The organism is Isoalcanivorax pacificus W11-5, assembly GCF_000299335.2.
In the GTDB taxonomy this organism is placed as follows: domain Bacteria; phylum Pseudomonadota; class Gammaproteobacteria; order Pseudomonadales; family Alcanivoracaceae; genus Isoalcanivorax; species Isoalcanivorax pacificus.
The window spans coordinates 1,113,410-1,136,725 of record NZ_CP004387.1 but is presented as its reverse complement, the minus strand read 5'-3'; the positions used below and the strand labels follow the sequence as shown (position 1 = coordinate 1,136,725).

The 23,316-nt window shown below is 64.1% G+C and carries 12 protein-coding genes; all 12 read right to left on the bottom strand.

The genetic code is table 11. The features are described from left to right. Positions 1-37: 37 nt before the first annotated feature. Entirely contained in the window at positions 38-748 is a 711-nt protein-coding gene (locus S7S_RS05200; protein ID WP_008737390.1) for a hypothetical protein, read from the bottom strand. Positions 749-910: 162 nt separating this feature from the next. After that, positions 911-1,453: a porin family protein gene (locus tag S7S_RS05195; RefSeq protein ID WP_144401600.1), complete on the bottom strand. Its 543-nt coding sequence runs from the start codon at positions 1,451-1,453 to the stop codon at positions 911-913. Between the two features lie 32 nt (positions 1,454-1,485). Continuing rightward, on the bottom strand, positions 1,486-2,079 hold the full coding sequence (locus S7S_RS05190; RefSeq protein WP_008737387.1) for a porin family protein: 594 nt from the start codon (positions 2,077-2,079) through the stop codon (positions 1,486-1,488). A gap of 182 nt (positions 2,080-2,261) precedes the next feature. Beyond that, the gene (locus tag S7S_RS05185; RefSeq protein WP_008737385.1) at positions 2,262-2,642 is read right to left on the bottom strand and encodes a VOC family protein; all 381 of its coding nucleotides are present in this window, start codon (positions 2,640-2,642) and stop codon (positions 2,262-2,264) included. A 43-nt stretch (positions 2,643-2,685) separates the two neighbouring features. Further along, positions 2,686-3,024: a zinc ribbon domain-containing protein YjdM gene (locus tag S7S_RS05180; protein WP_008737384.1), complete on the bottom strand. Its 339-nt coding sequence runs from the start codon at positions 3,022-3,024 to the stop codon at positions 2,686-2,688. 1 nt (position 3,025) lies between these two features. Then, complete coding sequence (gene prfC, locus S7S_RS05175; protein ID WP_008737382.1) at positions 3,026-4,603, bottom strand: peptide chain release factor 3; 1,578 nt, start codon at positions 4,601-4,603, stop codon at positions 3,026-3,028. Between the two features lie 69 nt (positions 4,604-4,672). After that, entirely contained in the window at positions 4,673-6,745 is a 2,073-nt protein-coding gene (locus S7S_RS05170; protein ID WP_169745551.1) for a sensor histidine kinase, read from the bottom strand. Positions 6,746-6,842: 97 nt separating this feature from the next. Next, positions 6,843-8,870: a sensor histidine kinase gene (locus S7S_RS05165; protein WP_008737379.1), complete on the bottom strand. Its 2,028-nt coding sequence runs from the start codon at positions 8,868-8,870 to the stop codon at positions 6,843-6,845. A gap of 12 nt (positions 8,871-8,882) precedes the next feature. Beyond that, the gene (locus S7S_RS05160) at positions 8,883-13,532 is read right to left on the bottom strand and encodes a CshA/CshB family fibrillar adhesin-related protein (protein ID WP_169745550.1); all 4,650 of its coding nucleotides are present in this window, start codon (positions 13,530-13,532) and stop codon (positions 8,883-8,885) included. Positions 13,533-13,534: 2 nt separating this feature from the next. Then, the gene (locus S7S_RS05155) at positions 13,535-16,414 is read right to left on the bottom strand and encodes a DUF11 domain-containing protein (protein WP_144401598.1); all 2,880 of its coding nucleotides are present in this window, start codon (positions 16,412-16,414) and stop codon (positions 13,535-13,537) included. A gap of 18 nt (positions 16,415-16,432) precedes the next feature. After that, complete coding sequence (locus S7S_RS05150; RefSeq protein ID WP_008737372.1) at positions 16,433-17,023, bottom strand: OmpA family protein; 591 nt, start codon at positions 17,021-17,023, stop codon at positions 16,433-16,435. Continuing rightward, a complete protein-coding gene (locus S7S_RS05145) occupies positions 17,020-23,283 on the bottom strand; it encodes a DUF11 domain-containing protein (RefSeq protein ID WP_008737367.1) in 6,264 nt (2,087 codons plus the stop codon). The genes S7S_RS05150 and S7S_RS05145 overlap by 4 nt, the downstream gene beginning before the upstream one ends. Between the last annotated feature and the right edge of the window lie 33 nt (positions 23,284-23,316).

The following is a 23,316-nucleotide window of genomic DNA, read 5'->3' as shown; positions in this document are numbered from 1 at the left end:
GAATGGGCGACGCGGGCAGGCCCGCGCCGCCCGCCTCTCAGGGCTGGATAAGAATGGTGTGAAAACGCATCAGCGGCACCGGCAGGAAACGCACCTCCCAGGCTTCATGCAACTTCGACGACGGCAATGTGCCCTTAATGTAGCGGTTGTTGGCGCCAAACATGTTGCACAACGATGCCTGCCCGCCGCCGCTGCGGTGATACACCAGCCAGTGCGCGCTCCATCCCTGGCTGTGCCCCACCAGCCCGGAATCAGCGAGGATGATCGCGGGGTAACCGGCATTGATCCAGGACTCTTCCACAGCATGACGGTGTGCGTGCCAGGCCGGCTGGTTGGCCGGGTTCATGAAACCGCCCGGCAGCCACGGCTCGATAAAGGTGCTGCCTGCGCGCAGGCCGTGGTCCTTGAGCATCTCGATGATACGCCACGGGCTGGTACCCGCACCGCCGCCGAACAGATCCGGCGGGTACTTGCTGCACAGGTGCTGCATCAGCGCCTCGTCACTGCCGTGACGGTTCTTGCCCCAGCATTTGATAATGCTGGCGGCGGCGGCCTGCCCACAGGTGTTGGTCACACCCGGCACAGTGAGGGCAAATGCCTCAGGTTCATGCACAGAGGCCGTGCCGATGCGCCCCTCCGGTTCCGCCTCGGCGGCGGGCGGTTGCTGGTCGGCGTAGCGCGACTGGGTATCCGTGACCTGTTGCCAGGTGTCGGCGTCAAACCATTGCGGTGCAGTGGCTGTGTTCATGGTGAACCCTCCTTGAATGACATGTCTTCCATGCGGGCCCCTGCCCGCCCAGCGACGCTGCCACATTCCGGGGGCGGAGCAATACCCTGATTCAGGGGGGTATATGGCAGAAACAGAAAAGGCGCCTCGCGGCGCCTTCCTGATAATGACTGGCTGGCAGGATCAGAAGCGGAAACCCAGGCCCACTGACAGCGCGTCCAGGTCATAGTCGTCACCGTTGAGCAGGCGGGCATATTCCACCGACACGAAGCTGTTGGTGCTCAGGTTCAGGTCGGCGCCCACGCCATAGGAGAGATCGGTCTGTGAATCCGTGTCCGACGTTGCCGGCACAACACCGGTGATCTCGCCCTTGATCTTGGAGCGGGTGACGCCCGCCAGCGCATACACCGAGAAGCGTTCGCCCAGCGGCATGGTCGGCTTGATGTAGGCGCTGATGTAGTTATCCACCTCGATGGTCAGTTTGGCCGGACCCTCGCTGGCCGAATCATCACCGGCGCCAAAGCCCACACGGGCCTCCACCGCCAGATAGTCGCTCAGCTGCGCGCCAGCCTTGATGGCGATCGCCGTCGGCTCGACATCCGGTACGCCGCTTTCCTTGTATTCCACCTGCGAGAACTGCACGCCCACATAGGAATGCTGGTTGGCCATGGCCACGGCCGGCAAGACGGTGGCACCCATCATGAGTATCAGAACTCCACGTTTCACTAGACTCTCTCCTTGGCTGCAAGTGCTGAAGTTCAGAAACGATACCCCAGACCGAGCGATACTGCATCCAGATCATAGGCATCATCACTTTGCAGCAGCACATATTCCACATTGGCAAAGATATTACCGCCAAGCATCACATCCAGGCCCAGGCCCAGGGAAATATCCGTCTCGGTATCCGATACCTTCACAACACTGGGCGCCCACATATCAATGCCCCGTGCCTCAAGCTTTGCGCGAGTCAAGCCAAGCAGGCCATAAAAGGCCAAACGTTCATTGACAGGCAACAGAAGACGTCCATAGACCCCCATTAACTGCTCAATTTCAAGCTCCATCTCCGTGACGGAGTCGAGCCTCACGGTATCTTCCGAAGTACCACTGCCCAGGCGAAACTCAAGCGCCAGGTTTTCATTCACATGGCTGCCCAACCTAACATTGAACGCCTTTGGACGCAGGGTTTCGAAGCCGCCCTCATCGTAGTTCATATTCAAATGGTTAATACCGATATAGAAATCGGCAGTGGAAACAGTGCTGGCAGACAACCCCAGCACCAACAGCAAGGCTGTTACGGCATTTTTCATCAAGTTACCCCAGATCAGAGAGGACAATATCAGGCCATCGGCCATTCTTTTATTTTTCACGCCTGTTCAGCGCAATCGGCAGCCCCGAACACACGTCGACACCGCACACTCGGAGAATCGGGTATAACGTGTTTGAACGCAGCACACCGCCCAGACCAGACCACGATATTTTATCAGGAGGCTTTTTACAGGATCGGGCCGGCCGATCAAAGGCTGTCAAAGTGACATCATTTCGTCTGCTGCGCCACCCACCAGGTGGTGCCACCCGCATCGCGAAAACCGCCGCGCCGGTCCGGGTCTTTTTTCTGCATCGGTGCCTGCACGGATTCCGCGCCGGCAGCGATGGCGCGCGCGTAGACATCATCCACGTCACGCACATAGATATGGACATGGCTGTGGATCGCCGGCCAGTCTTTCTGGCCGTCGGCCAGCATGATCACGGTGTCATCGATACGCACTTCGCCGTGCAGGATGGTGTCGTCGTCGCGACGCACAATGCGCAGCCGCTCGGCGGCAAATACCTTGACCAGAAAATCGATGGTGCCCTGCGCGTCCTGCAGGACAAGATACGGTGCAACGCTGGTGTAGCCGTCCGGTTTGAATGCCATGCCCGTTTCCTCCTGAAAGGTGACGGCTTCGCTCCGGTGTCCGTCACGCTTTCCTGACAAATTCCGATTTCAGCTTCATGGGCCCGATGCCGTCGATCTTGCAGTCGATATCGTGATCGCCATCGACCAGGCGGATGTTCTTGACCCGGGTACCGACTTTGACCACCAGCGAGGAACCCTTGACCTTGAGGTCCTTGATGACCGTCACCGTATCACCGTCGGCAAGCGGATTGCCATTGGCATCACGGATCACTTTCTCATCCTGCACAGCAGCCTCACCCGAGGCGGACCATTCGTGGCCACATTCCGGGCACACCAGCAGGTTGCGGTCTTCGTAAGCGTAGGCGGAGGCGCACTGCGGGCAGGCGGGTAATTCACTCATGTCAGATTTCCCGTGTTTCGCGGAAACGGATATCCGGATGGCGCTCTTTCGCCAGTTCCAGGTTGACCCGTGTCGGTGCCAGATAGGTGAGGTGTCCCGCGCCGTCCAGCGCCAGGTTGTCGTAGGCCTTGTCGCGGAATTTTTCCAGCTCCCGGCCGGTGGCGGCTTCCACCCAGCGGGCGGTGGCGACGTTGACCACGTCATAGCCGCACTCGACGCCGTACTCGTGCTTGAGGCGATGCGCCACCACGTCAAATTGCAGCGTGCCCACGGCGCCAAGAATCACGTCATTGTTGCGCAGCGGGAAGAACACCTGCGTGGCGCCCTCCTCCGCCAGCTGCGTCAGTCCCTTGTGCAGCTGTTTGCTCTTCAGCGGATCGCGCAGCACCACACGCCGGAACAGTTCCGGCGCGAAGTGCGGGATGCCGGTGAACTGCAATGTCTCGCCTTCGGTAAAGGTATCGCCGATCTGGATGGTGCCATGGTTGTGCAGGCCGATGATGTCGCCGGCAAAGGCTTCGTCCACGTTTTCACGTTCACCGGCCAGGAAGGTCAGTGCGTCAGCGATGCGCATGTCTTTGCCGGTGCGGCACTGTTTCAGTTTGATGCCTTTTTCATAACGGCCGGAACAGATGCGCAGGAAGGCGATGCGGTCACGGTGTTTCGGGTCCATGTTGGCCTGGATCTTGAACACGAAGCCGGTGAACTTCGGCTCAGTCGCTTCCACGGTGCGTTCCACGGCCACACGGTGCTGCGGCGCAGGCGCCCACTCCACCAGGCCATTGAGCATATGGTCGACGCCGAAGTTGCCCAGTGCCGTGCCGAAGAAAACCGGCGTCAGTTTGCCGGCGAGGAAGCGTTCCAGATTGAATTCGTGGCTGGCACCGCGCACCAGTTCCAGCGCTTCGCGCAGCTCATCGGCGTAGCTGCCGACGGCGGCGTCCAGTTCAGGATTGTCGAGGCCCTTGATCTCGCGCACGGCCTGGATGGTGTGGCCCTGGCCGGTCTGGTACAGCACGGTGGTGTCGGTCAGCAGGTTGTAGACGCCCTTGAACGCCTTGCCCATGCCGATCGGCCAGGTGACCGGGGCACACTCGATTTTCAGCACGTCCTCGATCTCGTCCAGCACTTCGATCGGCTCACGCACGTCGCGGTCGAGCTTGTTGATGAAGGTGAGGATCGGGGTATCGCGCAGGCGGCACACTTCCATCAGCTTGATGGTGCGTTCTTCCACGCCCTTGGCGGCATCGATCACCATCAGCGCGGCATCCACCGCCGTCAGGGTGCGGTAGGTGTCCTCGGAGAAATCGGCGTGGCCCGGGGTGTCCAGCAGATTGACCATGGCGCCCCGGTAGGGAAACTGCATGACCGAGGTGGTGACGGAGATGCCCCGCTCTTTCTCCATCTCCATCCAGTCGGAGGTGGCATGGCGGCCGGATTTCTTGCCTTTCACCGTGCCCGCCATCTGGATCTGGTTGCCGTACAGCAGCAGCTTCTCGGTAATGGTGGTCTTACCGGCGTCCGGGTGGGAGATGATGGCGAAGGTGCGCCGTTTACGGATTTCGTCCAGCGGGTTCATACAGGGCCTCAACACAGTGCGGGCCGCAGTATAGACCGGCAGCGGTGGCGACAAAACCGCCGGGGCGGCTCAGGCCGGGCTGGCGTCGCTGAACGCGGGCAGGTTTTCCGCCGCCGGCGGCGGGAAGCGCACGATAAAGCGGGCCCCCTGCCGGTAGTGCGGGTCCAGCCACACACTGCCGCCGTGCAGGGTGACGACGCGGCGCACGATATGCAGCCCCAGGCCGATGCCGGTGTGGCTGAGCACCGAAGGGGAACGGTAGTAGCGGTCGAATATCTGCGCCTGCTCGGCAGGAAGAATGCCAGGCCCCTGGTCGCTGACCGACACTTCCACCGCGCCGCTGGCCAGTTGACGCACTGAAACGCTGATCGGCGTGTGCGGCAGTGAGTACTTGATGGCATTGCCGAGCAGGTTGTCGAACACCACCTGCACCAGGGCGGTGTCAATCGCCACCCGTACCGGCGCCTCCGGCAGCGTCAGGATGATCTCGCGGCCGGCGGCGATGCGGCGCTGTTCGCACAGTTCGCGCAGCATCGGCGCCAGGTCCTGCCACTCGGTGCGGATGCGCATTTCGGCACTGTCAAGCCATTCGTTGCTCAGGCAGGCGTCCACCAGCCCGACCAGGCGTTCGTTGGCGCGCGCCACACGCGCCACGTCCTCGCGGGTCTCATCGTTGTCATCGTGGCGGCGGCCGATGTTGTAGGCGACCAGGTTCATCACCGTCAGCGGCGTGCGGAATTCATGCGACACCATGGCCAGGAACGAGCGCTGTTCGGTGAGCATGTCGTTGAGCTTGCGCTCGGCGTTGCGGCGCGCCTTCAGTTCGGCGTGCAGCGCCCAGGTACGTTCAGTCACCTGCTGCTCCAGCAGGATGCGCATCTCGCCCGCCATGCGCAGGCGTTCCAGTTCCGCTTCGCGCTCGATCTTGCGCAGTGAACTGATCCGCACCGCCATGCCCAGCAGCACCATGAACACATGGCTCACCGCCATGCTCTGGTAGACCAGTGGCGACAGCGCGGTGCCGCCAATCACGCCGAAGAATTGCAGGATGGCCATCGACACCGGGATGGCGTAGAGCACCACGGCGGACACATACAACAGGGATTCGACCGAAAAGTGCCGCTGCACCGACCAGCAGACGGTACCCGCCACCAGCAAACCGCCCACCAGCCCGATGGCATTCACCACCGGCGCGATCAATCCATAGTAACCGGCCACCGCCAGCAACATGCCGGGCACACCAAACAGCCCCAGGCCGATGATCAGCATCGCCAGCCGTGGTGCACGCTGCTGCAGGCTGAACATGTGCACCGCGACCCGCGAGGCGGTAATCATGGAAAAGCAGATCGCCACGGCACTCAGGCGGCTACTCACCAGCGGATGTTCAGGCAGTAACAGCGAGGCCACCATGCCATTGGCCGACATGCCGCTGATCATCATTCCGAACACATAGACGCCATACCAGACCATGCCACGGTCGTTCAGGCGCCAGCCCAGCAACAGGCCGATGAACACCATCAGCAACATCATGCCGAACAGACTCAGCAGCAGCCCCTCGATCCGGGAACGCGATTCCGCCAGCGCCTGCAGTTGCCAGAAACTGGCCTGCACACTGATCGCGCGCTCCCCGGCGGCACGCATCCACAGCTGGTATTCGCCGGCTGGCAGTTCAGTGCGCAGGGCAACCAGGGAGATGTCCATGTCCCGGCTGGAGAGCGGCGCCAGTATCCCGCTGTGGCGCTGCCAGAGCACCTCGGCGCTGCCCGCCGGGGTGATCCAGACCTGCAGGTCTTCGACCCAGGGGGCGTTGATGACCAGCCACCATTCGCCGGCATCGCCGGGCGGCACACGCAGCCGGGACTGGAGCCAGAAGGCGCTGCGCCGGGTAAAGCCGCCAAACAGGCCATCATCGAGGGGCGTGAAGGCCGGCGCGGTGGCCGGCGAGAGGATATCGTCAAGGGTGTAGTGGGCGCCGCGATCGAAGAACATCGACAGGTGACCGCTCAACGGCACTTCCCCGGCGGCACGTTCCAGCGTCACCGGGGGTAACGGCGCGGCCGGGACGGTCGCGGGGTAACCCAGACCACACAGGCACAGCCACAACCACCCCCCCGGCCAATGCCGGCGCAAGCCCCGATACACGTCGTGAATCCTCAGAACACCCCCGGACAATATCATAATGATATCGCCAAACCGGCCGCGTCAGCATTGTTCATCTGCGCCGACTCGCTGCACCAGATCAGTGCAGCGCTCCCTGCTGCTCCACCTGCATCGCGGTGACCGGCGGGAAACGGACCACGAAGCGCGCACCGGCGGTATAGGTGCCATCCACCCACACATCACCGCCATGCAACATCACGATACGGCGCACGATGTGCAGGCCGAGGCCGATACCGGCATGGCTGAGCACTGTGGGCGAACGGTAGTAACGCTCGAAGACCCGCGTGCGTTCGTTGGCGGGAATACCGGGGCCACGGTCACTGACCACCACTTCCACCGCTCCGCTGGAAAACCGGTGTGCCAGCACATGGATGGGCGCATGCGGCGGGGAATATTTAATGGCATTGCCGATCAGGTTATCGAACACCACCTGCACCAGCGCCGCGTCGATATACACGAACACTGGCCCGTCCGGCAGCACCAGCTCAATTTTCCGGCCCGTCACGATGCGTCGCTGCTCGCACAGCTCAGCCAGCATGGGTGCCAGGTTGCGGTTGCTGCAATTGACCTGCATGGTCGCGTTGTCGAGCCATTCATTACTCAGGCAGGCATCCACCAGGCTGACCAGACGCTGATTGGCACGCTCCACCCGCGCAATGTCTTCCAGTGTCTGGGGATTGTCGGCGTGGCGATGGCCGATGTTGTAGGCGACCAGATTGATCACCGTCAGCGGCGTGCGGAATTCATGCGACACCATGGCCAGGAACGAGCGCTGTTCGCTCAGTGTCTCGCTGAGTTTTTTTTCCACCGCGCGGCGTGCCTGCAATTCGCCGTTGAGTTCCCGGGTGCGTTCGGTCACCTGCCGTTCCAGGCTGGCCTGCATGTCGCTGGCCAGTTTCAGCCGTTCCCGTTCCGCTTCCCGTTCCACACGTCGCAGCGAGGTAATTTTCACCGCCATGCCAAGCAGCACCAGAAACACATGGCCGGTGCGCATCAGTTCCTGTACCCAGCCGCTGATCAGCTCGCTGTCGTACAGATTGAAAAAACGCAGGCCGATCACCATTTGCAGGATGGCGTACAGCGCCATGCCGAGAAAATACAGCACCACGTCTGGCGTCGGGTGCCGCCGCGTCACGTAATAGGCTGCGCCGGTGCCGGTGACACAGACAATCATCGCCAGCACATTGACGACACCGACGATCTGGTCGTACAGGCCGAACATCGACAGCACGGCACCAAGGCCGGCCAGCGAGCCCATCGTATTGAGCAGGAAACTGACGCGCGGCAACCAGCGCACCATGGTGAAAATGCGCACCGCTACCCGCGTGGCACCAAGAATGCTGACACAGATCGCCACGCCGCTGATGCGCGCCGCCAGCTCCGGTGTATCCGGCAACACCAGACTGATCAGGCCAGTGGCGCCCAGTGACGTGCAGACCACGCCAGCAACATAGATGCCGTACCAGATCAGGCTGCCGTCGCGCAGATGAATGCCGAAGGTCAGGCCAATCACCGCCATCAGCAGCATCATGCCGAGCGTGTTGAGCAGGATGCCTTCCTGGCGGATGTGTGCTTCGACAAACGGCTGCAATTGCCAGAACGACGCCTCCAGGCTCAGGGCGCGATCACCGGCAAGACGCATCCAGAGGGCGTAGTCGCCCGGTGGCAGCGGTGTACGCAATGCGATCACCCCGACACGCAGGTCACGGCTTTCCGGTGGCCGCGCCAGACCGGTGTGCCGTTGCCACACCGGTTCGGCACTGCCCTGCCGGGTGATGTAGACATCCAGCAAGGACACCCAGGGCGCCTGCAGCACCAGCCACCATTCCGGGGATTCGCCGGGCGGGACATGCAGCGGCGTGTGCAACCAGAACGCACCCACGCGATTGAAGCCGCCATGGAAGTCGCCGCTCACAGGCGTGAAACGCGACGCCAACGCAGGCGCCGACACGTCGGCCAGCGACAGCTCGCCATCGGCATCGTGCAGCACCGTCATCACGCCACGCAACGGCACCTGCAGCGTGTCTGCGTTCAGCGCCGGCGTAGCGGCCAGCGGGCCATCCGACATCCACAGCAGTAATACCAGGCCACACAGCAGGCGAATCAATTCCGCCCCCCGTCAGTCCGCCACACGCACATCGTAGCGGACCTCTCCCGTGGCCCCGGCGGGCAATGCGCCGGTGAATTGCCATTGCAGGCTGCCTTCGTAGCCACTGCCGTTGGCGCCTTCCGGCGTCAGCAGCACACAGCCACTGAGCCCCGGCGGCAACTGCGCCGGGCAGGCCGCAGCGGCGGCCAGCGCCGTGAACGCTGGCGTGGCATCGTGGATGCGTACCTGGTCGAGGGCCTGCACACCCGCGTTGCGGAACAGAATGCGATAACGCAGGACATCACCCGGCAATGCCTGGTTGCTCAGGTTATCGACCGCGTCCACGTCATCGCCGCTGCCGGCAATGCCGTCCGGGCCGATATTGCGCACGCGCTTTTCCAGCACCAGCTGGCCGGGCAGCACGCGCGTCAGGTCGGTGACAAGCGCGGTATCGTTCAGGCTGCTGTTGGCGAGCACCAGTTGCGCCTGCAACTGCACGCTGTGTTGCGCGCCCAGCGGCGCGTCCGCCGGCGAAAAGACGTGCGCGAGCAGGCACACCACCTCGCCCGGCGATACCGGCTGTGGGCCGGTCAGCAAGGCATCCGCACCATTCACGGCACCATCGCAATCGAGATCGCGGTAAAGCTGTGTCGACCAGCCCGGTGTGTCCGGTGCAGCGTGCGCATTCAGCCACTGGAAACTCAGCGTGCCTTCGGTGCCGGCGGTGTAGCGATGCGGATACAGGATGCTGGCCCCCGGCAGTACATTGCCGAGCTGGTCCGGCGCAAAGGTCGCACGCGGTGCCAGCCCAAACAGGATGTTGTCCCAGTCGGTGCCGAACGGCTGCACGGTCAGCGCCATGCGGCCGTCATCGGGTTGCGCATTGCTGAGCGGGTGCCCGCCATCGTTTTCACTGACCAGCAAATGGCTGGCCGGCGTCTGTACATGGATGCAGGCAGCCAGGCCGACATCGGCCAGTGCCGGCTGCAGGCGCCAGCGGCCTTCTCCATCGGTGATGGCGCTGGCCAGCACAGCGTCGTTCGCGTCGCAGGTGCCGCTGCTGTCGAGATCATGCAGCAGTTGCACCAGCACGCCGGGCACGCCGCTTTCCTGTGCGGACTGCAGGCCATCATGTGCATTGCCGCCCGCGCCGGTGTCATTGAATACCCGGCCACTCAGCACGCCGGCGGCGGCCTGCTGGGAAATCAGGATCTTGTAATCTTCCACTTCGCCGTCGAACACCACCATCGGACCAACGCCGACATCCGGCGTGGTGGACACACGGAAACGGGCGTAGGTGTCGCCGATGTAGGCATTCGCCGGCACGGTCAGGTCCAGGCTGATCCAGCCCGGTGCCGGGTCGTTGTCCAGCGGGCCGTTGTCGCGCAGGTTCAGCGCCACCTGATCCATCGGTTCGGCAAAGCCGCCGTCGCGCTGCCAGTCGATCCAGCCCTGCACGTACGCCTCGCCGACGTTGTCTTCGGTGAGCTGGATGCGGATCGTGGCCGGTTCACCGGGCATCAGCGTCGGGAAGGTCACGCCGTCTTCTTCCACGCCGTCGGCGTCGGCGTCCGGGGAATTCTGGTCTTCGTCTTCCGGTGACGGCGGAATCTCGCCCAGGTACGGCATTGCCGCACCCAGCGTTGCCAGCGTCAGGCTGCGCACGTCGGTGGCGCTGGTCGGCTTGCCGCCACCGGTGGCCACACGGCGGGACAGGTGGCCACCGCTCTGCGGGTAACCGAACGCGATGTCGCCATGGTCCACCTGCACGAACACACCGAACGCCATCGCCTGGTGGCCGCTGCCGGCGACCACGTGACGGGTGACGCTGGTGTTCTGCGTCAGCGCCAGCAGGCTACCGCCGCCGTCGCCCGGCAGCGACGCCAGGCGCATGGTCTGGCCGCCGGCATCGAACTGTGCGCTCAGGTCGTTGGTCTGGCTGGCCACGGCGAACACTTCCCACGGGCCGCCATCGGTTTCAAATTCCAGGTACTCGCCGTCGTCGGTGTCTTCCGCATCGGCGACAATGATGTCCGCCGGAATCGGCTGGCCGTCCAGCAACACTTCCCAGTCCACGCGGAATGTCGGTGCTTCACCGCTGACCGCATTGGCCAGGCCAATCGGATTCACGCCCTGATACAGATCGTCGAGCAGATCGCCGGTCCAGTCGCCGGTGTTGTAGACCTGCACGGAATGGGAAATTTCATGCAGCCGGGCGCGGATTTCCACCGGCCCGAACTGCCAGGTCTTGATGACGTAACTGTTCGCGGTGAACACGCTGGTGCCGGCACAGGCCCAGTCGAGCCAGTACACTGCGTCGCGGTACGGGCCGTCGCCGCCGCTGGCGATGCCACCGCCGGTCAGGCTGCTGCCGGTGGGGCAGAGAATGGTGGGGCGGATGTTGAGGCGATAATCCTCCACCTCGCCATCCGAGGCGCCGCCGGTGGGCCCCAGGCCGGCGGTGGTGGACCAGCGGAAACGCGCGTAGGTGTTGCCACTCGCCGCGCCCGGCGGGGCATCCGGAATGCTGATGCGTATCTCGCCGTTGTTATCCGTGTCCTGCAGGTCGGTGGCGATGCGTTCCGCCGGTTCGTCGAACACACCGTTCTGATTCCAGTCGATCCAGCCTTGCAGATAGCCGTCTGTGCCCTGCACGCTGACCACAATGTCGTCCAGCCCCGGCAGGAAGGCCGGGAAGATCACGCCATCATCGAAGTCATCGGCAGCGGCCAGCACATCGTCATAGCCGGTGGCCTCGGCGGAAATACCGGCCCCGAGCTGAATGCCACTGACGATGGCATGGGACGGATTGCCGAAGCTTTCCGGGGCGTCGCCATAGTCCACCTGCACCTGGTCCGGTACGGCAATCAGGCAGGCTTTCTGCAGGTTGCTGGAGCCGCCGGTGGACCCGGTAAAACCGTAATAGACGTTCGGGTCGTCGTCGAAATCGCTTGCTACCAGACCGCGATTCAGTGTCGTGACCAGCACGTTGTCGAAATAGTATTGCAGCGTCTTGGTGATCGGGTCCCAGACAATACGCACGTCGTGCCACTCACCGTCCTCGATATTGCCGAGGTCGTACACGGGCGAATAAAGATTGCCGCCGCCGGCGTTGTCGGTGTAGTTCACCGGGTTATAAATCGAGGTGTGGTCGTTGGCGATGTCGCCGTAGCCGCTGCCGTTCTGATAGGTATCGAACTCGATAGCCACCGCCGGTGCCAGCCCGCCCACGCCGAGCGCGCCACCGTAGATGCCGGTCACGGTATTGCCGCCGGGGTCATTGTGAAACGCGAATGCAATACCGTCGGCGCCGCTGCTGTCTTTGGTGCCGAGATACACGGCGAATTCCATCGTGAACGGCAGCGCCAGCGAAATACGATCCTGCGACCAGGCGGCGCCGGCCTGGTTGCCGGTGTCTTCGGTCAGTGTGATCTGGTAGGAGCCGGCATCCATGTTCGCGGTGCCGCCGATCACCATGCCCTGGCTGGCGCTGGCGTTACACATGCGGTCGGCGATCACGATGCTGTGATCTTCCACTTCACCATTGCCGGCCGCCGCCGTCGCACTCAGGCCACTGGCGGTGGACCAGCGCCAGCGTGAAATGCGCGCACCGGCGGCGATGCCGTTGGGTGGCGTAATGTCGAGCGTGATGGTGTTCGGGTCGTTGTCCAGGTCGCCGGCGCCGTTATTCACGACATTGCTCGCCACCTGTTCGCCGCTGTTAAAACTGCCGTTGCCGTTCCAGTCGATCCAGGCCTGCAAATAGGACGAGCCGGTGACCGGTTCCACCACCGGCAGCACCACCGTCTGTGTGACGCCGGGATAGAACGCCGGCAGCACCAGATCCTCGTCGGCCCCGTCGCCGGTGGCGGCGCTGGAGTATTCGTTGCCGGACGGGTCGTCATCCGGTGCGACCGCGCCGAGATAACGGTCGTTGGCCTGCGGAATCGCGTGGATCGCACGGCCGAAGGTTTGTGGTGCGTCGCCGAGATCCTGGTTGAAAGAAAACGCCAGCTCGACCGCATCGCCCGAGCCCACCGGGCCGAGCATTTGCACATCAAATGCGAGCACCGTGAAGGTGCCATTGACACGAATGCTGCCGCAGGCAGCGCCGGAGGTATAACTGGTGCGGCACTCGCCATCCCAGCCACCGCCCGGGCTCTGGTTGAAGGAACCGCGAAAACGGCTGCCACCATTATCAACAGTCAAGTGTGATACGCCGGCAATCTTTGTCAGCGATGTCGCACCATCGGAGGCGCCGACATTCAGCGTCCAGCCTGCCGAGTTGGTGTTACTCCCGGAATATCCACCCAACCGGTCGATGTGCAGGACGGGGTCTGTGACCGGATTAGAAAACGTAAAGGTCACACGTCGCGAAGTATTATTGCCATTATTGCCCGGCTCAAACGTGAGAATAAATGAGCTATCGCCTTCGAGATCTGGGACATAGTAACCCGATCCCGGCGCCAGCAAGGTGCTGTTGCCATCCAGACTCCAACGGCTCTGATTACCGTTGCCTGACACGGCATTCAACGTTACCGAGGTGACATTGCCGCCAGTATTGCTGCTGCGGCTGCTGCCGCTGCCGGACCAGGAACCGGTCTGCGTGGCCAGCGCTGCATTCGTGCCCAGCAACGACAGCAACAGACTCAGACCGACAAGACGCCACTGCTTCGCCATGATCATTGCACCCTCAGCCCGAAGATCAGCGTTGCGGTTTCGCCTGCGGCCAGTTCACCGACATTGACGCTGATATCGCCCGTGCCGAAGTCCGCTGGTGCCACCACTGCGCCGGTGCAGGCACCGGCCGGTGACTGGCAGTCCGTGGCGGCGGCCAGCATCGCGGTAAACGGCTGGGTGCGATCGTTGAGTGTCACCTGATGCATGGTTTCACCACCGTTGTTGAGTGCTGTCACCCGGTAGATCACGCAATGCTGTCCCGGCACGGCCTGGAAACGGGTATAGACGAAGCAGCCAGCGCCGGTGCAACTGCCCGGCCCGTCCGGCACACCGTCGCAATTCTGGTCCAGCGCCTGCTCTTTGCTCAGCCGCACCTGCGTGTTGCTGACAGTGGAAACATCCTGCGCGCTGGCGCTGACCGATAATGTGACACCCTGCGCGGTGGCAGAAATTGTCTTGGTGTTGGTGATGCCGTAGGCCGCGTTGGCCGGTGCAAACACGCGCGCGAACAGGGTCACGCTTTCGCCCACCGCCAGGATGCCGTCGCCGCCCACCGTGGCCAGCGGGGTACCGGCCGGCAACGGCTGGTCCGCCGGGCCCCAGTCGCCATTGCCGTCGGTGTCCTCGAACAGCGACACCGACCAGCCGTTGTCCAGCGCGGCATCGGGGCCGCCGGTGAGAAGCACGTTGCTGAGTGGTTCGCTGCCGGTGTTGCTGAGCTGATGCACATACAGGACATGGCTGCCAGGCATCACCTGGCCAATCTGGTCCGGCGTCAGGCTCAGCGCCGGGGCGGTGTTGATCTGCACCGCGTCATGCTTGATGTCCTGCGCGCCGGTGGTCGGTGATCGTGCGCGGAAGTACAGGCTCTGTTGCCCGTTGCCCGCGTTGGCCGGCGCGGTGATGCGCGCGCAGATCACGCGTGACTGGCCGCCGGGAATCAGGCCGGTGTTGGACAGCACCGCACTGGTCGCGCTGCAATCACCGGCGCCTGCATCATTCAGAAGTTGCACCTGCCAGCCCGCCGGCAACTGGCCAGGAATAAAATCGCTGCCGCTGAACGACAGATCGAAATTGTCCTGCACGCTGCCGCGGTTGTTCACCACCAGCACCAGCATCGCACTGCCGCCCGGTGTGATCGGCGCCACCGTCACCGGCGTCGCTTCCGGGCCGGCGCCCTCCCCCGGCGCGCTGCCGTCGGCGGCGCGATCATTGGTGATATCCACGGTACTGGCAACAATATCCGACAGACGCAGCGTCACCGCGTTGCGCACCGTATCGTCGGTCACTGAACTCGCGACAAGCGTTGCGTGGCGCGGCCCGCCGACGGCGTCCGGAGGCAACGACACCAGTACCGACACCACCAGGCCGCAGGCATCACCGGCACCGTTGACGACGAAACGCGCCGGGCACAGGCCGCTGCTGTCTGGCCGTGGCAGTGGGCCGGTATCCGGCAGGCCGTTGCCGTTGGTGTCGGTCAGCGGCGTGTAGCCGTCGGCGCGCAGCAGCATGAAGGCCGTGCCGGCGGGAAACGGATCGGTCAGCGTGCCGCCGGTACGGTGCTGGTCAGTCAGAACGCGCAGGTCAAAGCGGTCTTCACCGTCACCGGTGTTCCAGATCACGCCACTGAAGGTCAGTTGCGCCCCCTGCCCCACTGCCGCGTGCTGAACGATATTGCCGCTGTCGCTGACGTCATCGGCACCGGTGCTGCTGTCGCCATTGTCGTTGTTGGCCACCACACCCGGCACCTGCGCGCGGCTGCGGATGCGCAGCGCCACCGTGTTGCTGTCAAACGGCACGGGGTCACCAAAAGCCAGATCACCTGCGGCATTGCGGTAGGCATAGCGCGCCGTGTTGAGCAACCGGTCACCGTCCGGCAGGCCCGGTGCCACGGTCACTTCAAACGTCAGCGAGGCGGTGGCGCCCGGCGTCACCCGGCTGATCACCGCGCGCACACGATCCTGGCAGCGGATTTCCGCCGCGCCGGTGTCATAGGCGCAGAAATCCATCGTCAGCGGCGCGGTGCCCTGGGCGCCGTCATCGCTGTCGGTCAGCACCAGCGCGCCGGTGCTGCTCCAGCGCGCGCTGCCCGGCACAAACTGCATCCCGGCGCTGACGCCGGCCACGGATTGCAGCGGCAGGATGTCTTCGATCACCACGTCGGTGGCGGTTTCGGTGCCGGTGTTCTGCCAGGTCAGCGTCACGGTCAGTGGCCCGCCCGGCGAGCGCGCATACGGGCTGCTGATTTTTTTCACCACGTCGATGACCGGGCCATTCACCAGCGCGATCTGGTTGCTGTTGCTGGCGGTGAGCGCGTTGTTTGCCTCGCTGCGCGCCTGCAATGCCAGCGCCGCACTGGTGCCGGTGCTGGCCGAGGGCGCGATGTCGGCGCCAATCACCACCTGCAGGCTGTCGCCGGCGGCAAGCAGCGCGGTCGGCGTATCCAGGCAGCCGTCGGCGTCGGTCTGGTCCATCAAGGGTGTCAGGCTGTCCGGCTGGCCGTCGCTGTCGTCGTCGGCATACAGTTGCCAGGCGCTGATCTGCGATGAAACACCGTTGATGCAGAGTTGATAACGGTCGCTGTCGTTACCGGTGTTGGTGAGCACATGCGCAAACAGCACGCGCCCGCCTGGCTGGCCGATACGCTGCTGCGCGCTGACCAGCTCGATGCCCGGCACGGCCTGCACCAGCGTCTGCACGATGTTGGAACTGACGCGCTGTTCGTCAGAGACGGTGGCGCAACCGTCATCCAGGCAGGCGCGGAAGGTGGCCACCGCCTGGTTGCGGATCAGCGTGCCGGCGACCGGCATGGCCGCGTGCACGGCCAGGCCCAGCCCCGCCGCCACGGCCCCCGCGAGCCACGCTGTTCCCCACCGCGTCATCGGCATCCCCGTTCCCCCTTATTTCACCGGCGCCGGCGCGACGAATCGCTCGTCGCCGCTGCCATCGAAATCCACCCGCAGCAGCAGCGGCCGGCCTTGGGCGTCCAGGGGCATCAGTTCCACGCGCCGATTGACGATCCGTTCCTGCACCCCCGTGCCCGGATTGATCGGCGCTTCCATCGCCGGTGCGGCCACGTTCATGCGTTGCCGCGCGATACCGTTCTGCACCAGGAAATTCACCACGGTGCGCTGGCGCTGTTCAGCCAGCCAGCGATTGTAGACGGCATCGCCGGCCTGGTCGGTAAAAGCTTGTATGCTGATCTGTAACGCCGGGTAATGGTTCAGCACGGCGAGATTGCTGTTCAGGCGCGCGCGGTTTTCGTCATCGAGCACCGCGTTGTCGAAGCCGAAATACACCGCCGGTTCCCAGGTGTCGGTGCGCACGCTGCCATCCAGCGTGGCGATGCCGGTCACCGTCACCAGCCCCACCGGCGTAACGGCGATCTCCACCGGGCACAGGTCATCGTACTGTGCGTACAGCGCATCGGTGGTGGCGCAGCCGCTGAGCGCAACGAACACCGCCAGCAGTGCGATCCTCAGAATATTCATCGTGATGCCCCCATGTAGCTGCGCTGGCCAGCCGCCTTGCTGCCCAGCCAGCCGAGATCGTTCTCATCGAATTTGTATTCCAGGCCGATGTAGACGCCGTGGGCGTTGTAGCCTTCCGGGTCGAGGTCTTCATCGCGGAAACCGACCAGGTTGTAGCCGATGCCCATGCGCAGATTGCGGCGTACCAGGGCATTAATGCCGATGCCGGCACTGTGGCGCAGCTCACTCACGCCTTCGGTGCCAAGCACGCCTGCGTGCAGATCCAGATCGAAACGACGGGTGATGTCCCAGATCAGGCGGCCATCCATCACCCAGGCGTCGGTGTAGGCGGTGACCACACCCAGATCGGTGCGCTGCCACTTGACGCCCATGCGGCCGGAGACAATCCAGTTGTCCGCCGCCTGGTAGTTGTGATGCGTGGAGAACATGTGCACGGTGCGGTCGGCGCCGCTAAGGCCGCCCCAGTGTTCTTTCCACTTGTACATGAACAGCATGTGGTGGCGGTTGTCGCGCCGTGGCCGGTGCGCGGCGCCCAGGGTGACGATGTTGTCGCCCTCTTTCGGCTGGCCGTCGGTGTATTGCAGGCGCAGGTCGTCACGCACGACGGCCGACCAGTCGGTGGTCACGCGCCAGATATTGGCCGCGCTCAGGCCGTAGTAGGTGCGGCCGTCACCAAAGCGGGTTTCCACCCGGCCCAGGGTGCGGCGGTTCGGGTTGCGCTTGTCTTCCATGCCGACAGAGATCGCAGTGGCGTCCTGCTGGCTGTTGCCGTCCAGGGTCTCGATCCATTCGATCGACGGGGTGAACAGTAACCCGGGCTGTAGTTCGATATCGGACTTGACGCCGTTGGCCGCCGCCACATCGCGGCCGTCAATGGCACCGCGCTGGCGGTATTCGGAGAACACATCGGTATTGCGGGTCAGCGCCGAACGCGCACCGAAGGTGAACTGCCGCGTTTCGGTATCGCTGTTGAACATGTTCACACCCGCCAGGCTGTTGATCATTTCGTAGCGGCTGTACAGGCTGGTCTTGTCGGTGATCTGCAGATCGGCATCGGCACCGATGCGGCGACGGTCGCTGTAGCTGAACGCCTGTTCGTAGTCGGTGCCGATCTGCAATGGCCGCCCGAACAGGCTGTGGCTCTGGCTGGCGCCGACGATCCAGGTGCCAAAGCGATCGCTGTCGGTGCTGTCGCGCTGTTCGATACCGCGCGCGCCAAGCCGCAGTGCGGTGTTGCCGAACTGCTGTTCGCCGATCAGGCCGACGCTGTTCTGTTCGTCATCGCCATCCAGCTGTTCGCTGCGCAGCCCTTCCAGGGTCAGCGCGGTGCGGGCGGAAAACTGCTGGCGATGTTCCAGGCGCAGCTCCTCGCGCGCTTCGCTGATGCCGGCGGCAGGGTTGTCGAAATTCTCCTCGGCGCGTGCCCAGCGCAGGTCGGTGGTAGAACCATTCTCCCAGGCATGCTGTGCGTTGATGGCGTAGGCATTGCCGTCCGGGTCACCGTTCTCGTGGCCCATGCGGCCGCTGGAGGCGTGCACGCGGGTACGGTCGTTGATGCGGTATTCCGCCGACACACTGTGCAGGTCGAAGCCGTCGGATTCATGTTCGTCGCGGGTGCTGGAGAGGCTGACACCGAAGCGCTCGGTCAACTGCTGGTGCAGGCGCAGGCCGTAGACATTGTAGGCATCGCGGGTACCGTCGATGCTGTAGCTGATGCGGAGGAATACCGGGTTGAGGTCTTCGTCCAGCGTTGGAATCACATCATGGAAACGGATATCGCCCGTGAAGTAGTTGACCGAGTAATCGACGTAGCGGGTCAGTGAGCGGGTGGTGAGCACCAGGCCCGGGTTGTTGCGGTCACGCACCAGCAATTCCACGGTTTCGCTGTCGCGGGCCGGGGTGTTGCTCAGCCGGTACAGCAGTGCGGTGCCGTTGCCGCGCAATTCTTCCGTGACCTGGTCGAGGTCCGGGCGTGCGCCGAACAGTTGGGCGCGGGTGCTGCCGTTGTCGTAGACGGCGTTGACGCCGGTCAGGGTGCGCTGCATGCGGCCCAGGTCCAGCACTTCGTTCTGCGCGTCAGTGAGGTAATCGCCCCACATGATGCTGTGGCGGTTTTTTTCCAGCCGCGCGTACAGTTTGCTGCGGCTGCGCGCGTCGTAGCCGCGCACCGAGGCATCACCGGGTATCGGGTAGTAGTCCGCCGGGTTCAGGTCACGGCGCACTTCGTCTTCTTCGTCGAGGTCCTTGTCGGTGTCGTAGGCCAGCATCAGGTGCGCGTCGCCGCGCACGCGGCCTTTCATGAACACCGCCGCACGGGCGTTGAGGCCATCGTCGTCGATGCCGTCACGCTGATCACTGGGCGACAGGCCACTGTCGTTGATCTTGCTGACGCTGCCACGCAGTTGCACGAAGCCGGTCGCGACCATGGGCCGCAGCGGCGCCACCTGCTCGACGCGGGCGCTGGCAGTGAGCTGCTCCAGGCTGGCGCGCAGACGTACCGGGCCGGTGTATTCGGTGCTGCGCAGGTGCACCAGTGCCTCGCCGTCCTGTACCCGTACCTGGTGGCCGGCACTCTCCGGCTGGATGTCATCTTCCTGCCACAGGCCAAGGTCTGCTTCCAGCGTCACGAAATGCACGCCGCGCGCCGGATAGCCGTTCGCATCGCGCAGATGAATGCGGATCGGCAACGCGGAACGCCCGCCGTCGGCGGCCAGGGTTTCCGCTTCCGGCAGCATCTCCAGCAGCCGTGCCGCACCGGGCCGGACAAATTCTCCCCGCGCCAGTTCGCGCCGGTTGCCGAAACCGTCCTGCGTGACCACCACGACCTGGTTTTTGCCTTCGCGCAGCGTGATGCCGTACCAGGACAATACTTCGGCATTTTCACGGCGGTTCAGCACCCGCTCGCCGAGCTGGCTGTCCGGCACCGGCTCGCCGTTCACTTCCAGCACTGGCGCAAGACCGGCGCGTACCACAACCTGGAAACGCCCGTCCCGGCTGACTTCATCCTGCGGCCACAGCCAGGTGCCGACCTGGGCCTGGGCGTGGGTAATCTTTGCTGCCACCACTTCGGTCACCGGCATCAACGCCTGTTGGCCGGCGCTGTCTTCTGCTGGCGCCACGCTGCCGGCGTTGGCACGGCCGATACGCTGCCAGGCGTCATTGATGGCGGTCGCATCGGTGCCACGGCTCACACCCTGGGTATACACACCACTGCCGAGGTCACCGTCGCCGCCGGCCTGCTGATAACCGGTGCCGGTGCTCTGCTGGCGCATCGGGTCAAAGCGCGCGGCTTCGTCCAGCACCCACTCGCCATCGATGGCGGCGTTGCGTGCCTTGAGTTCTTCAAACAGCGCCTGCGCACGGCCCGGTGTCGGGCAGACCGCCGCAAAATCGGCGCGGTGATACTCACCCGGTGTGAGATCGACAAAGCGGCTGCCGGGATCGGCGGCATGGCGGTTGTCGATCGGTTTCAGGCGCACGCCTTCCGGCAGCGTCAGCGGATCAATCTTGAGCGTGTGCAGGCCGGGATTCAGACCGTAAATGCTGTACTGGCCGTTTTCATCGGTGATCACCCAGGTGCCGTCCTGCAGGTACAGCTTGACGCCACCGATCGGCCATTCCCCGTCGCTCTGCAGGTTGTCGCAGTTGCTGTCGACGTAGATTTTGCCGAATACCATCGCCTTGTCGGAGAGCACGCCTTCGCTGCGGATCTCCACCCGCACCTGGTCTTCGTTGGACCGGTAGACAAAGCCGGACAGAGTGCTGGCTTCCGCCACGGCGCGGTTGATGCCGCTGCTGTCGGCGGCACCGGCGCTCAGGCGCAGGCCGTAATGCAGTGTGACGTTGCTGCCCGGTGCCAGCGGCAATGCGCTGAGGCTGCCGTCGGCGTTCAGCCGTTGCAGCGAGAAGGTTTTCTGCGCGCCGCCGCCGGCAGGTTCGGCAATGCGCACACGCTGGTTGTCCACCTCCAGCCAGGCGCTGTTTGGCACGTAGCGGAAACCGTACGGCAGGGTGTCGATGATGCGCGCGGCGAACAGATCGGTATCGTGATTGCTGGTCAGGTTGATGCTGTAGGCCAGTACGTCGCCGATGGCCGCGCTGGCCATGTCCACCTGCTTGTCCAGCACCAGGGTGCCCCCGTTGCCGCCGTCGGCCGGGTCCACCGGAATATCCACGTAGACGTTTTCTGCACCAAGCAGAAAGGCACCGCGATTGTTGGCCGCGCCATTGCGTGGCGCCAGTGGATCGTAACCGGCCAGGCCATAGGAACTCTCGCTGATGTTCGGGTAGAACATCTGCACCGATGCCGGCGCAATGCGCGAGGGAAAGTGGTAACCGGAAGGTGGCGTCACATCCAGGTAATAGCAGTAACCGGGCGAGGCGTACGGGTAGCGGTATTCGCCTTCGATGAGGCTGTTGTCCGGATGGCTGGTGTCGGTCTTTTCCACCGGCAGTGTGTCGCCGGTGAACGGGTGCGTGGCCAGCACGTAGTCGGACGCCGTCAGCGCGCTGCAACTGGCCGCGCCACTGCTGGCCAGCGGCTGGCGTGACTGGTACAGCATCACGCTGGCGCCCGGCAGCGGGCGGCCGTTGCTGGCGTCAAACACCATGCCGGCCGGGTCCACCGCTGCGGCGGCCGTGACCACCTGCAGCGAGGTACCGCCGCCGCTGTCGCGCATCGGTACGGCAAAGCGCGCGGTCAGGCGGTCCTGTCCGGCGGAGCGCAGCACACACCCCTGGTTGAGCGCATCGGTGGTGGTGGTGCCGGCATGCCAGGACGGTTGCGATGCCAGGGTTGCACCGGCCGGACACAGGCCGTTGTTGCCGCTGGACTGTGCGCTGAGCACCACCGGATAGACGCTACGGAAACGGCCACTGTTGGCAGCGGTTTCACGCATCACCACACGCACGCTGTCGCCGGTCAGGTGTGAGCTGAGCGTGACCGCGATCAGGCGCTCGCCGCTGTCCGTCACTTCCAGCACATCCTGTTCGGTCGGCGACAGGTTCAGTTGTTGCGCATCCAGTTGCACGTACACGCCCTGGCGCAGTACGTCCGGGTTGTCGCTGGCAAGCAGGCGATAAATGTCGGCGCGCTCGAAATCGCCGTCGCTGCCGTGGGCCGGCACGCCACTGCCGTTGATGACCGCCGCACTGGGCCGCAGGAACGCAATCGCCGGCGCGCTGTTGCCCTGCACCGTGTTGCAGACCTGGCTGCTGGTGAATTCTGCCGTGCCATCGCCGTCCACATCGACGCGCGCGCGGTTGAGCAACACGGTGCCGGCACTGATGTTGCTGTTCAGGCGCACGGCAAAACTGAAACCGCCGGAATAGTTGCTGCCCATGTGCGCCGCCGGCACCAGCACGCCGAAACGCTCCACGGCGCTGACGCCATCCCACTGGTCAAAACGCTGCCACTGATCCGCCGCCGTACCGGCCAGGTGCACCATCGCAATGGCCTGTACCGGCGACAGGCCGGTGAGGCTGCCGGCTTCCAGCAGCACGTTGCCGGGCAGCACGTCTTCGATCAGCACACCGGTTTCCGGCTGGCCATCCACCTGCAGGGTGCGCGTCAACGGTGCGGCATTGCCGGTGTTGGTATAAGTGATGGTGTAGCGCAGCGTCTGCCCCGGCGTCACCGGCATGCTGCATGCCTGACTGGAGACTTTGTTCAGGTTCAGGAAGGCACCGTTGCCGACGTGCACGGTGTCGGTCACGTCGTCCGCCACGGCGGAATCGCTTTGTGAGGTGGCGGCCAGGTGCACCTGCAACTGGTCACCGGCGTTCTGGCCGGCGGGAACGGTGCCGGCGATCACCAGCAGCAGGCTGCCACCGGGAGGAATGCTCGGCGTCGCGGTCAGCGGCGGCTCGCCCGGATCGGCGATGCCGTTGCCGTTCTGGTCGTGATACAGGTTCAGTGCCAGCAGGTCGCCGTGATCGCCACCCAGGTTGGTCAGCGCCAGCGCATAGCTGTCGGCGAGGTTGCCGGTGTTGGTGAGCTGGTGGCCGATGCTGATCTGCTGACCGGCCGCCACATAGCGCTCGGCGTCGGCATCCAGTTGCACCGAACGGGCGGCGGACACCACCAGTTGCGAGACATTCGACTTCAGCACCTTGACGCTGCCACTGAGCGGATCGAAGTAACGCACCTGCGCCTGGTTGTAGAGCACGGTGCCCGGCGCGGTCACGGCCGCCCACGCGCTGCCGGCTATCGCCAGCAGCACGATCAGGCTGAAAACCGTTTTAGCGCAGCACCGAATCATCGCGGCTCGTTACCCAGTTTTTTTGGCCCCTGG